Here is a 12,873-nt window from a genome sequence, read left to right on the forward strand (position 1 = left end):
ACTCAAGCAGTTAAATGTATGAAGAAATAACATAATCCGCCTGACTTACATCCTGATTCTCACCAGCTCCTGTATACGCAACTACCTCTATATTTGCAGCCTTTGCTGCCTGTATACCAATAAACGAGTCTTCTATTGCAATACATTCTTCCGGCTTTGCTTCTAAATATTGCATTGCCTTTCTATAACATTCCGGATCCGGTTTTCTATTCCGGCACATGTCTCCGCATACCACCACATCGAACAAACCCAGCATTTTCATCCGGTTCAATGCTACTACAATCAGCCGTGTAGAGGTCGAAGAAACCACTGCCAGCTTTTTCCCCTGTTTTTTCAAGCCGGCAATAAACTCCAGTAATCCCTCCATCGGCTTAATGCAGCCATTTTCATATGTATTTCCTATTTCTTTTCTTTTTTGCAAAAGCTGTTCCATTGTTATTTTCTCCGGCGAGCGTTCCAGTAGTCCCAGCAGAATATGGGAATCATGTGAGCCAATTAGTCTATCCCTGTCTTTTTGTGTCAGTTCCACTCCAAACTCTTTTAATGCCAGGCCCAGATAATTACCATTACTCTCTTCTGTATCTGCTATAACTCCATCAAAGTCAAACAATACATATTTTTTTTCACAGAATTTTTTCATTAATATTCTACCTTCCACATATAGCGGCGGGTTGTTAACGGATGTTCACGCTTTACTGCCAGTGCGTGGTTGTAAATCGGATATACATTATTAAACAGTGCATGGTTAAAGTAATCTACTACTGATGCATCAATTGTGGATAAGCCAAGCTCTTTCGCATCAAGAACCTCAATACGTTTTGCATATGTTTTCAGAAATGTAAGTGCTCTCTCATCCAATTCACGGGTTGAGCCTTCTGATATCTGAATCATAAACGGACGGTTTGCATCTGTAACTTCAAATGGACCATGGAAAAATTCACCGGTATGAATACTGCTTGAATCAAGCCACTGCATCTCCATAAATATACAGATGCTCTCCATATAGGCAGCTCCATATGCTGCACCACTTCCCATTGTATAAATCACTGAATCGTTCTGATACTCTTCTGCAAATGCCTCTGCTCTGGCAGCTACATGTGTACGTGCATTTCTGATGATATTGCTAATCATGCCTAAAGCTTCATAGAATTTATCATAATTAGCATATCCCTCCGTCTGTGCAACTAATTCCACTGCCACAAGCAATGCACACTGTGTCTTTTCTCCTGCATAATCAATATCTCCTGCAAGATGGTCAGGACTTGCATCAAATGTATAATGGATAATGTAATCTCCAAATTCTATAATTTCTGATTCCTCCAGCCATGTCAGAATAATAACCGCCGCTCCTTTTTCTTTTCCTAATCTGGCAGCCTTAATCGTTTCCGGTGTATTTCCCTTGTGACAGGCAAGACAAATAATAGAATTTTCTCCAAAGTCCTTTGGCGTACTATGTACAAACTCATTACTGTTTATCCAGGCTGATCTCAAAACCTGTGATTCTCTTTCCACAAATGTTTTTGCCGGATAAAGTGCACCAAGTGATCCTCCACATCCCACAAAATAAATATTTTTAATTCCACCGATGTCTTTTTTTTCTTCTAAAATTTCTTTCACAATGTTTTTAATGTCTTTACTTCCGTATCCCATTTTTTCTCTCCTTTTTTATAATGTATTTATTTGTTCTATGCATTTAATATAATACAATATAATACCTTTTGTCAATATATATCATACAATATAGGAAAATATATACATTTTTGCAACTTTGTTTTATAATATTTGTGAAAGTTATATTAGGAGAGAGGTATTTATATGGAACTGAACAACACCATTGCCACACCACTGTACAAACAATTGGAGGAAAAAATACGAAAAGAAATTGACGCCGGAGAACGGGCGGCCGGCAGTCGTCTGCCTACAGAAAATGAATTAAGTGAATCATACCATGTGAGCAGAGTTACTGTCCGAAAAGCATTAGCCGTTTTATCTGAATCCGGATATTTAGAAAGGAAATCAGGAAAAGGGACTTTTGTAGCTGAGAAAAAATTGCAGCGTAACATTACAGAAGTCATAAGTTTTTCTGATATGTGCCGGATGAAAAACGCAACACCTGGAGCTAAGACCATAAAAATTGCATTGGAAGATCCTTCTGAACGGGATTTAACTGAAATGTCACTACACGAAGGGGATAAAATACTTGTAGTGGAAAGAATCCGTTATATGGATAATGTCCCTGTCATCTTAGAGTTCAATAAATTTCCTGAATCCTTTTCTTTTTTATTTGGAGAAGATTTAAACGACTCATCTTTGTATGAAATACTAAGAAAACACAATATCATTCTGGATCATTCACGCAAAACACTTGATATTGTTTTCGCTAATGCCCAAGAGGCTAAGTCTTTAAACATCAGTAAGGGATATCCTCTGCTCCGGATATCAAGCACCATCCACGATGTTGACAACACTATCACGAATCTTTGCAAACAGCTATGTATCGGTGATAAGTTCCAGTTTATTATTTAGTTACAATTTACACCATTTCCAATGCGGCTCATCTAATAGCAAATGCGATAAAGTTCCCTATTACAATTAACTTTATCGCATTTATTATATCCTTAAAGAGGTCATTTCTTAGCAGAAAGAAGTATCTCCAGTTCATCTGCTCCAACCGGTTTGGAATAATAGTATCCCTGAAACCAGGTGGCTCCCACAGTCCGGAGATAATCTTCTAATGCCTTATTTTCCACGCCCTCCAGACAACTCTTGATATTGGCTGCATTGGCAAAATCCACCATGCTCTGGACAATCGCCTTATTCTTTTTATTTACAAGAATCTTCCGGATAAAGCTCATATCAATCTTAATCTCATCAATCAGCATCTCAAGTGCCATGGCAGAAGATGAACTTCCTGTTCCAAAATCATCCATGGCAAATTTGATTCCATAGCCTCTTAATACTGCCATCCGCTCATTGATTACCGATACCGGAAGGCTTCTGCACCGCTCCGTAATCTCAAGGCAGAGATGTCTTACCGGAAATTCCGTCTTATCCAGAAGCTCTAATACCACCCGGCAGAAATCCGGCCGCTCAAGCTGCTTTGCCGATACATTTACATTAATAAAGAACTCCGGGTTCTGCTGTAAAAAGCTTTTACTGTCCCACAAAGCCTGTTCCAGAACAAAATTTCCCAAATCATACATGGAAGGATCATTTTCCAGCCAGTCGATAAAAAGTCCCGGTGGAATTGCTCCATAAGGTTCCTTCTTCCAGCGCACCAGTGCCTCTGCCCCCATTATCTTTCCATCCTCAGAGGTCACAATCGGCTGATATTCCACATAGAATCCATCACAATGATTCAAAACAGATTGATGAATAATTTTCATCAAATCCAGATCCATGCCACCATAGGACAGCACTAAATCATTAAAGAATAAAATGCCGGTGCTGCGGCGTTCCCTTGCTTTCTCCAAGGTGTATTCCAGCTTACTTTGAACCGTGGAAATATCTCCCTTATAATCATCTAAAATCAGCCCGCTGGCATAGATTTTAAATTCAAAAAAATGCCCGTCAATATATGCATTTTCCTTTAAGGTGTCCTTTATCTTTTCCATATATGCTTCCGCTTCTTCCCGGTCTGCATCCCTTAAGATAAAGGCAAAATTGGAACTGTTCATGCGATATACTGCTGTATCAGCATCCATCATATAGATGAAACGCAGTCCGATTTCCCGCTGCATCTGCTCGCTGTAATTCGTTCCATATAAAATATTCATGTCATTCATATGGTCAAATTCGATTTCAAGGACTGCCACTTTCCGTCTGGTCGCAAGATAATCTTTGATATGTTCTTCAAACTTGACCTGACTATATAAATCCGTCTGCGCATCAATCTCCTGAAGCGCATTTTCATTCTTCAGTACAACAATCAGATATTCCCGGTTCTCTTTTCTTAATACATCCACAGAAAAGCCCATCATATAATCCGTTTTCTCTTTTCCCATACGAATATAAAGAGGTTCTGAAAGTGCCTCCTTCTTAAGACGTTTTCCCATTGCTTCTTCATATTCCGGTACATCATATGGATGGATATGCTCTTTCAGCTTCTGATAAAAAGCAACGATGTATCCGGCTTCCATTCCAAGAAATTCTGCCGTTTTCTCCGGCACAAATGTCAGATTTTTCTGCAAATCCGTTACCAGAAGATAGAGATTCTTTGACAAATCTGTTACCTTACTCATCATGCCTGCAAAAAAGTCTGCATCCCCCATCCAGAAGTCTTCCTGCTTCATCTGCAATCATCCTTTTTTCAATCATTACAGGCGATTATTTACGCCCCACAAAATACCCTTACCTTCGCCTTTTATCTTACCATGTTATGCTTCGTTTGGCTATCGGATATTGTGCTGATTCCATAGATAAATTTTGTTTTATCATATAATTCAAAGTATCGGTAGCCGGCATCTTTTTCTTCCTGTGTTATATCGGATTTTACCTTCATTCCGGACACATCAAGCCCGGTATAGGAAAGCTGTTCTGCCAGCTCTTTCTCCACTGTTTTTTCTTTCTCTTCGCCATCATCTTTACCAGATGAGGAAGTTTCCTCTGTTGCTGCCGTCTCCGATAAAATATCTTCTCCTTCTGCCTCCGCCAGCAAAACGGTGCCATCTTCTAACAGAAATACCGCATGCTTCTCTGTGCCATCATATTTTGTAAAAATAAGTTTCCAGTAGTAGGCACTGTAGGTATGAAATGTTGTATCCACCGCTTTCTCCGGAAATGCTTCCCAGGTATACCAGTTGGCATAAGAAGAAGCTAAATCGGAAGGATACTGCCCTTTCTGATAAATGGCTTCCATACTGTCTCTTGCCAGTGCCGCTGCCTCGTAATCCTTTAAAGTCATCTCATAGGAATAGGCTTCCTGTGTCTCACTCTCCCACTGCTTTACGTTCCTGCCCTTCAATCAGAATTCCCGGCAGAAAAATTCCTGTCAGCACCACCAGAAGTTCTTTATTTCCATACAGTACTGCCGGCTCGATATTTTCCTTTAACACAAGCCCTTTTGCCTCAAAGGACGGTATCACCACCTTAAGTACTTCACTGCTTACATTTTCAACCTGAACTGCTTCCTTTTCCATTTCATGTTCCCTTAAATAAATCAAATCAAAGAGCTTTCCCGACATCCGCTCCAACCGTCTGCCTTCGGAAAAGATATAACTAGCTGATCCCTTTTCCGTACCATTCCCTGAAGCTCTCCTATCTTTTCTGATACTGCTTCTGCCACCCGGTTAAAGTTTTCTTCCAGAAGTCCTACTTCATCCTGACTCTTTACTGTAATCCTCGTCTCATAAGAGCCATCGGTAATCTCCTCTGCCACCCGGTTCAACTGCTCCAATGTCTGGAAGTGCGCCCTTTACCGACTCTTCCCGGTTCAACGCCTGAAGTACTTCATATTCCACCGAGGACTGCACCAGATTATTCTGAATGACTGCATTAGAAATCTGTGTTTCCTTCGCCAGTTCAAAATTCTTATGTATCATCAGATAGCCCACCAGTCCCAGACTGACTGAAAGCAGGATTAAATTTGTAATTAATACTTTATATCGAAATTTCATGCTTTATCCTCTAACCGGTATCCTGCCTTAAATACTGTTTTAAGCTCCGCTCCAAGATTCAGTTTTTTCCGTAATCTCTGGATATGAAGGTCTAAGGTTCTTGACTCTACGGAATATTCCGTTCCCCAGATTTCTTCATAGATTCTTTCCCGGAACAGTGTAATATTCCGGTTGCGCATCAGAATTTCTAAGAGTTCAAATTCCTTTGGCGTAAGCTCCACTTCTTTTCCTGCCTTTGTCACCACCTGATTTTCACTGTCTAATTCAATATCCATAAAAGTAATCTTCTGCTCCATCTTATGATAGCGGCGCAGCACAATATTAATCCGTGCCAAAAGTTCTACCACTTCAAAAGGCTTTACCATATAATCCTCTGCCCCGGAGGTCAGCCCCTGCATCCGGTCTTTTAGGGAATCCTTTGCCGTCAGAAAAATCACCGGAATTCCCATTGGACGGATGTATTCCATCAATTCAAATCCATTTAAATGTATCTGTACACAAAAAAAGTTTCTTCTATTCCTTCTGATTGCTCATCGGAATAAAAGAAACTTTTTTTATTCTCATTTTCTCTGGTCTAGAAGAAACAATTATTTTTTCATGCTACGCCTGCACCAGTGTCATTTTTCCACTGCAATGCATCTTCCGGATGCCATCCGGTATCGTAAGTCTGTCTCCGGTATCTACCCAGATGCTGCCAATTAAACCGCTGCCGGATGCCACATAAATGACATCTGTGCTGTCAGAAAGCAGCAAATCCATTTCCCCCTCTACCTTAAATCCTGCACCTGTTACTTCTGCAGCACCACGCTCTATCCGGATTTTTCTATCCGGCTGGTTGCAGGATAACGCTGCTCCATTGCTTTCCATGACTTTCTTATACCAGAATGCTGAATCCTTTACATAACGCTGCTGGGTTGCAAAGTCCACATAAATAATTCCGAACCGTTCGGAATATCCCTCATGCCATTCGAAGTTATCTAAAAATGTCCATAAGAAATAGCCTGCAATCTCTACTCCTTCGTCTGCTGCCTTCTGCAGATTGCCAAGGTACTCATCTAAGAACTGGATACGGTTGGCATCATGTACACTGCCATCTGCTTCCACATTGTCATGACAGGACATTCCATTTTCCGTAATATAAATCGGAAGCTGATAACGTTCGTAGAGGAATTTTCCTGCCCAGTATAGGCATTCCGGTGTCACCGGCCATTCTGCGGCAGTCTTTGGGAATCCTGCCGGACGGTCTACAAATTCCGGCTCTCCATCTGCTCCTGCACGAACCGGATATCCGTTATAAATATTCTGACCGTAAAAATCAATGGGCTGGTGAATCAGTTCCATATCTTCTTTCGTGATTTCCGGCAGATACTCCTTGTATTTCTCAAGACCTTCCTTTGGATAATGTCCTAAAATAACCGGGTCGGAATACCAGGATACATTCCAGGTCCAGTTGTCGACATCATTATAAAAGCCAAAATATACCTTCTTTGCAGCTTCAATATCTTCCGGGGAATTACTTGCCGGATATGCCACCCCACTGGTTGGTGCATAGCCAATCTGTATCGGCTGCTTTGCATATTTCCGGAGAGTAATAACTGCTTTTCCATGTGCCCGCAATGCATTATGCGCAATCCGGAAGCTTTCCTCTGGTGTGACTTTCTTTCCCGGTGCATGAATACCACGATAATATCCCAGTCCGATAAAGCACTGTGGCTCATTCAAAGTAAAAATCTTGTCGCAGATATCAGTAAAATTCTCTGCTACTACTTTTGCATATTCTGCAAACCAATCTATGATTTCTTCATTGAGCCAGCCGCCTTTATCCTCCAATGCCTGCGGAAGTTCCCAGTGATAAAGTGTCATATATGGCTCAATGCCGTTTTTCTTCATTTCAAGAATCATATCACGATAGAGTGCCACCGCTTTTTCATTGACTCTTCCGGTTCCCTCCGGCATCAGTCTCGCCCAGCTTACGGAAAAACGGTATGCCTTCACACCGAGTTCTCTCATCAGCGCATAGTCCTCTTTATAACGGTGCATGTCATCGGCACTGACATAGGCATTATGATGTTCGAAGGTTCTTCCCTCTTCGGTAAAGGTGTCCCAGATGCAGGTTCCTGCGCCATCGTTTTTGTCTCTTCCCTCTACCTGATAGGCACTGCTGGCAACACCCCATACAAAGTCTTTTCGAAACATTTGTTTTCCTCCTGATTCTATTTCTTGTGTTATTCTTCTGCAATTGTGAAAAATACTATAATTTTTTCAGTTCGAATATCTGTGCAGTTCCTCGAATGCGAATGCCACATAAGAACTGCAAGGGGCACTAAGAATTTTGCGAACCCTTTTCTTTTTCCCGGCAACCGGCACAAATTCACATCCATGTTCATATGTGCCTCGCTGGCACTTCCCTGTGCCAGCGTTGCCAGATGCCGGACAAAATTCCAAGTGCCCCTAGCAGTACTTAAAATGCATCCGTACTTCGACGAACCACCCAGATATATTCCAATCATAAAAGTATATCATTTTTCACAATTGCAGAAGGATTCTCTTAATCGTTTTCGTTACAAAAACACTCTACCACGAAACAACTGTTCCGGGATAGAGTGTTTTATATTAAAAATGGTAGAAATCTATTTTTCTAATTTTTTATTTTATTTTCCGATTAGAAAACGGAAGTTTTTTGCGTCTTGCAAGTACTACTGCTGCACTTCCGGATATTACTGCAACAATGCTCCACAATACGATTGGTGTGGTATCTCCGGTCTTTGTTTTTGCTGCTGCAGTATTGTCTGCTGCCGGTGCTGTGGTGGTTGGTGTTGCAGTTGGTGTTGTAACTGCTCCTGAACCATTTCCATTACCCGGATTATTTCCGCCGTCTTCATTACCGGATGGTGTTTCTTTGACATAGGAAGTATCTGTTACAATATATCCTTTATCATAGTATGGATTGCTCTTTGCCTCCTCTAATTCCTTATCGGTAAGCTTAATGCACTGGATGTCATCAAATACGATGGTCGAACTTAAATCTACTCCATTAACATAATCCACACTGTTGCACCATACGGCAAATTTTGTCACATTGGATGGATCAAAGGTTCCACCATTTTTTCCCTTTAATTTATCAAAAGGAATGGTGACATATTTTGCATCGGATGTTGCCACAAAATCAGTCAGATGTGCTTCAAAATCTTCACCGTTTGATACTAACTGGATGACTAACTTCTGTCCCTTACCATCCGGTTTTACCCACATGGTAAGTGCATTGTAAGCACTGTAGTCATTAACAGAAAGTCCTTTCTGTCTTCCGGTCCATACCTCAGGTCCGCTGGATTTTAATGTATAATCAAAAGCTCCGCCATAAGTACCACCGGACTTTTCATCAGTCAGACGGAACGCAGAACTACAGCCGGCTGCTGAGTTCTCGGTAAAGGTTCCATTGAGATAATCATCATCTCCGTAATAGAGCTCAAAGTTCTCAATTACATTTGCCGGAAGGGTTGCCTTTTCCTGTCCGAAGCTGACAAAGGAAAGGGTGGATAATGTTTTTCCATCTGCCACTAAGGTAATCGTTCCTACATCTGTCTTTCCAAGTGCTGCCAAATCTGCTTCTGTAACATCTGCTTTATAAGCTTTCACACCGCTGTTTGCTGCAAGATAAATATTTCCTTTTGCAGCCTTGCTGCTCTGGTTCTTTCCTGTTACTGCTGCCTCTAATGTTACTTTGTTCTCACCGTTTGCCAGAATAAACTGTACTTTATTCGCATTCTTTACATAAGCATACAGACTCTGGGTTCCTACCAGTGCATCTTTTGAAAATACATTGGTGAAATATCCGCCCGGATTCTGATTGGTATTGCCATTAGCTACTGCATTACTGTCTACATTTCCATAGAAGTTGGTTCCATTAGCAAATATGGTGGAACTCTCATTATAGAAATCAATAAATTCATTGATTAACTCTTGTCCCTTGGTATCATTATACTTATACGGAACATAGAAGTTCGTATCTGAGAAGTTTGCCCATACTAAGAAATACGGCATACCATTTTCTTTGGCAATGGCATTGACTTTTGAGTACCAGTTCTGTCCTTTGATTGGGTTATCTTTTACCAGAATACCTTCATTGTCAGAACCGTCTGCTTTCTGCACCCGGACACCGGTCTCGGAAATTGCAGCAATCTTGCCATGTTTGTCACCAAAACTCTTGACCACCTGGCAGGTCTTTGCAAGGCCTTTCATAAAATCATCGGAATAAGCTGCCGGATAAGTATTGTAATCATCATAGTAATCAAATGCTACGATATCCACATACTCATCGCCCGGATATCTCTTTTCATAAGCTGACTCTGTCTCAATTGGTCCGCCCGGAGAATAAACGTAGATAAAGTTATGTACGCCTTTTTCTTCGGTCAGGTAATCATGGGCATAACGGAACAGTGCATTGTAAGTCTCAATGTCTGTTGTTGCAGAACCCCACCAGAACCATCCGCCAGTGTTCTCATGGAACGGACGGAATAATACCGGAATATCGCCCAGTCCGTTGGCATAATCTGCCAAAATATCAAGATATGCGCAGAACTGTGCATTGTATTTTCCACCCGGAAGAACCTCTTTGGAACAGTTATTGCTTAAGTTCTTGGATTCTGAGAAATCGCAGGCAGAAAAATCATATGGTCTGCTTGCATCCGGTGTTGCTTTAATCTTGCTGTCACTCATATTTGGCATATGGGTAGAAAGGGTAAGGATTGCGCCTTCTGCCGCTGCTTCTTTACTGATTTTTACAGTCTCTGCAATGGCATCATCCACATTATCCATGCCAAGTTCTGCTCCTGTTAAGGAAAGGGAGTCGATTCCGACGATACCACTGATACTTCCGGTTACGTCCTTGGTATCGGAATAAACGCCACTTCTTCCTGTTACATGCTTATGGGTATCATTCTGATGTCCAAACAGTACCTCATCAGACTCAGAAAGTCCGGTAAGATATGCGTACAATGCTTTTGTTTCTGTTGTTGCATTGGCATCCGAAAGTGTTACTGTTGCCGGCATTTTACTGGTATCTGCTACCGTTCCTGCCTGTGGAACAGAAGTGATATCCACAAAATCTGCTGCCGCATTGTACTGGGAAAGCTTGATATCATCCAGATATACATTTCCCACAAAGGTTGTGCTGACGCCAACGATTCCAATGGTAAGGTCTGTTAATTTCTCTGCATTTGGAGAAAAGCTTACGGTTACGTCTGTTTTTACCATTCCATCACCTAAATCTGTTGTCTCAATCACACCTTCTTTTTCAATGATTACTTCTTCTGAATCACTGTTTTTACCAAATACCTTGGTCTTAAATCCACTAAATTCTTCTGGGGCAATCAGGGTAAAGGTAAGTCTGTTATAAGCAGATACATCCATTCCTTCCGCAAAGTTCTTCTTTATCTTTGCTTCACTCCAGGTATATCCGCCACATCCGGTATAATCCAGTCCCAGCTCTAACATCTGGCTTCCTGCATAGGAAACAACTTTGCGGGTCAGTCCGTTGGCATACTGCCAACCGCTTTCCTGTTCCCAGCCGCCATCTGTTCCTAACTGTGCGCTTTCAAAATCGTCCACTACCGCAGGGTCCGCTTCCGGAAGAGGTGCTTCTCCTTTTTCCACATTGGAAACCTTCACATCAGAAACTGTTACTTTTCCTTTTGGACCTACACCTGCGAAACGGAAGTAAATGCCTTTTAAAGCACCTTCCTTTACTCCTGAATAAGCAAATTCTGCCAAAAAGCTATAGGATGAACCGTCTGCTGTGACACTCTCCTGTGTCAGTTCCGGCATTTTTGCTGCCTGGTTCCACTCCCAGCCATCCTGCGTCTTCATAACGGACTGCACCTTTAATGCTCCGGATACCAGAGACTGGTACATTTCTTCATCAATACTGAATTTTGCACGCACAATGGCATTCTCTGTTACCGATACATCCAAAATGCTTTCATCATAGCTAAGCACCGGCATGGTATCGCCCCAGTCCTCTGCATCAAGTGCACTGAAATCAATGTCGATATCCTTTGCATCTGCCTTTTCATAGACGAGCTTCTCATGGGTCTCTTCATTTCCACCGGTGGTGGCTGTTCCGTCGATTAATTCTACATTTTCCACATAAGTAACTCCGCTGAAATCACATTCCGTTCCTGCCAGCACAATGGTAAAGCTTGCAAGCTTATCTTCCGTAATGTTATCGCCGGAAAATGTAAATGTAACCGGTGCAGACATATACGCTCCGTCTGCTGTCTCTGTAAAATCATCCCTGGTCAGTGCTAAGGTCTTGCTTCCGCTCTGGTCTGACTCTGTCCAGGTCCAGTCACTTCCAAGTCTTGCTACTGCCTTAAATTTGATATATCCACTAAACTCCGCTTTATCCTTTGGAATCAGGAAGTTCATTTTGACGGATGCACCTTTCTTTAATGCCTGCTCAGTCGTTAAAGCCAGCTGTGTCTCTGACTTTTCGTCCCAGCCGCTGGCACTGTCAAATGTTACTTCCGCGCCATCATACAATGGCGTAATTCCACTGATGGATGCAATAGCATCCCCTTCTGCTGCAAGGACAGTCTGGCTGCCTTCCTGCTGCAGAAACATTCCGGTTTCCGAACATACGGAAAATACCAGAATCGCCGATAACGCACCTGCTGCGATGCGTTTCCCCAATTTGTTCATATTCTTTCTCTCCAACCTTTAATTTTTTCTTTGCATTCTCTCTTTACTTTCGTTTGTTACTTCATCGTGCTCTCTTTTCCTTTCACCTCCGCTTCTTATACTCTGCACCGATAAGAACTTCTCCATGATTCTTTCTGGTACAGTTTTCTTCTATATGCAGCAGTGCTTTCGCCCTGCAATACATATCTGCTTCCGGTGGCTGCAAAATACTTCTGATGACTGGAATTTCCGTGAAACCTGTCTGCCGCTTTTCTCAAAATAAACTGTTCAGAATGTGGCAATGCTATATGGGCTCTGCTTTCTTTTGCCGATAAAAAGCGTCTTGCTAAGGTTTGGCAAAGAACCAGAAGCTGTGCGCCTGCCACGGATACTTTTTGAATGGCGATTAGAGGCTCTTAAAAATTTGCCTGTCATGGCAACTTTGCCGCAAGGATGCGGCAAAGAGGCGGCAAGTTGAACATGGATGTGAATTTGCCGCCGGTTGCCGGAATAACTTTTTCGTACAGACAAATTTCTTAGAGCCTCTTTCGACATGATATAGTATCCGCGACAGACGTAC

Annotated in this window: 11 protein-coding genes; 1 reads left to right on the forward strand and 10 read right to left on the reverse strand. The window is 41.9% G+C overall.

Going from position 1 to position 12,873, the window contains the following annotated elements; translation table 11 throughout:
• Positions 1-10 precede the first annotated feature (10 nt).
• The gene (locus LKD41_RS11855) at positions 11-640 is read right to left on the reverse strand and encodes an HAD family hydrolase (protein ID WP_022242353.1); all 630 of its coding nucleotides are present in this window, start codon (positions 638-640) and stop codon (positions 11-13) included.
• Complete coding sequence (locus LKD41_RS11860) at positions 640-1,650, reverse strand: SIS domain-containing protein (protein ID WP_227701292.1); 1,011 nt, start codon at positions 1,648-1,650, stop codon at positions 640-642. The genes LKD41_RS11855 and LKD41_RS11860 overlap by 1 nt, the downstream gene beginning before the upstream one ends.
• A 165-nt stretch (positions 1,651-1,815) precedes the next feature.
• Between LKD41_RS11860 and LKD41_RS11865 the strand changes: the two genes are divergently transcribed.
• Positions 1,816-2,526 (forward strand): GntR family transcriptional regulator, encoded by a 711-nt coding sequence (locus tag LKD41_RS11865; RefSeq protein ID WP_227701293.1) that lies wholly within the window; start codon positions 1,816-1,818, stop codon positions 2,524-2,526.
• A 101-nt stretch (positions 2,527-2,627) separates the two neighbouring features.
• Here LKD41_RS11865 and LKD41_RS11870 read toward each other — a convergent pair whose 3' ends face one another.
• The 8 genes from LKD41_RS11870 to LKD41_RS11905 all read right to left on the reverse strand — a co-directional run bounded on the left by LKD41_RS11870 (position 2,628) and on the right by LKD41_RS11905 (position 12,314).
• Positions 2,628-4,292 (reverse strand): EAL domain-containing protein, encoded by a 1,665-nt coding sequence (locus LKD41_RS11870; RefSeq protein ID WP_227701294.1) that lies wholly within the window; start codon positions 4,290-4,292, stop codon positions 2,628-2,630.
• Positions 4,293-4,363: 71 nt separating this feature from the next.
• Positions 4,364-4,963 (reverse strand): hypothetical protein, encoded by a 600-nt coding sequence (locus tag LKD41_RS11875; protein WP_227701295.1) that lies wholly within the window; start codon positions 4,961-4,963, stop codon positions 4,364-4,366.
• Entirely contained in the window at positions 4,929-5,138 is a 210-nt protein-coding gene (locus LKD41_RS11880; RefSeq protein WP_227701296.1) for a hypothetical protein, read from the reverse strand. Before LKD41_RS11880 ends, LKD41_RS11875 begins: the two co-directional genes overlap by 35 nt.
• 20 nt (positions 5,139-5,158) lie before the next feature.
• Positions 5,159-5,377, reverse strand: a complete 219-nt coding sequence (locus LKD41_RS11885; RefSeq protein ID WP_331470921.1) for a HAMP domain-containing protein — start codon at positions 5,375-5,377, stop codon at positions 5,159-5,161.
• A complete protein-coding gene (locus tag LKD41_RS11890; protein WP_227701298.1) occupies positions 5,346-5,615 on the reverse strand; it encodes a hypothetical protein in 270 nt (89 codons plus the stop codon). The genes LKD41_RS11885 and LKD41_RS11890 overlap by 32 nt, the downstream gene beginning before the upstream one ends.
• Complete coding sequence (locus tag LKD41_RS15845) at positions 5,612-6,142, reverse strand: response regulator transcription factor (protein ID WP_331470922.1); 531 nt, start codon at positions 6,140-6,142, stop codon at positions 5,612-5,614. Before LKD41_RS15845 ends, LKD41_RS11890 begins: the two co-directional genes overlap by 4 nt.
• Positions 6,143-6,215: 73 nt before the next feature.
• Positions 6,216-7,811, reverse strand: coding sequence for a GH1 family beta-glucosidase (locus LKD41_RS11900; RefSeq protein WP_227701300.1), 1,596 nt, complete (start codon positions 7,809-7,811; stop codon positions 6,216-6,218).
• A gap of 450 nt (positions 7,812-8,261) precedes the next feature.
• Positions 8,262-12,314: a glycosyl hydrolase gene (locus tag LKD41_RS11905; protein WP_227701301.1), complete on the reverse strand. Its 4,053-nt coding sequence runs from the start codon at positions 12,312-12,314 to the stop codon at positions 8,262-8,264.
• Between the last annotated feature and the right edge of the window lie 559 nt (positions 12,315-12,873).

This window comes from Roseburia sp. CLA-AA-H209 (assembly GCF_020687575.1).
Taxonomy (GTDB): Bacteria; Bacillota; Clostridia; order Lachnospirales; family Lachnospiraceae; genus Roseburia_C; species Roseburia_C amylophila.

Excerpts from the sequence above, each read along its gene's own strand:
- LKD41_RS11880 (WP_227701296.1), bottom strand. The coding sequence starts at position 5,138 with ATGGAAAAGGAAGCAGTTCAGGTTGAAAATGTAAGCAGTGAAGTACTT.
- LKD41_RS11900 (WP_227701300.1), bottom strand. The coding sequence starts at position 7,811 with ATGTTTCGAAAAGACTTTGTATGGGGTGTTGCCAGCAGTGCCTATCAG.
- LKD41_RS11855 (WP_022242353.1), bottom strand. The coding sequence starts at position 640 with ATGAAAAAATTCTGTGAAAAAAAATATGTATTGTTTGACTTTGATGGA.
- LKD41_RS11890 (WP_227701298.1), bottom strand. The coding sequence starts at position 5,615 with ATGAAATTTCGATATAAAGTATTAATTACAAATTTAATCCTGCTTTCA.
- LKD41_RS11870 (WP_227701294.1), bottom strand. The coding sequence starts at position 4,292 with ATGAAGCAGGAAGACTTCTGGATGGGGGATGCAGACTTTTTTGCAGGC.
- LKD41_RS11860 (WP_227701292.1), bottom strand. The coding sequence starts at position 1,650 with ATGGGATACGGAAGTAAAGACATTAAAAACATTGTGAAAGAAATTTTA.
- LKD41_RS11905 (WP_227701301.1), bottom strand. The coding sequence starts at position 12,314 with ATGAACAAATTGGGGAAACGCATCGCAGCAGGTGCGTTATCGGCGATT.
- LKD41_RS11865 (WP_227701293.1), top strand. The coding sequence starts at position 1,816 with ATGGAACTGAACAACACCATTGCCACACCACTGTACAAACAATTGGAG.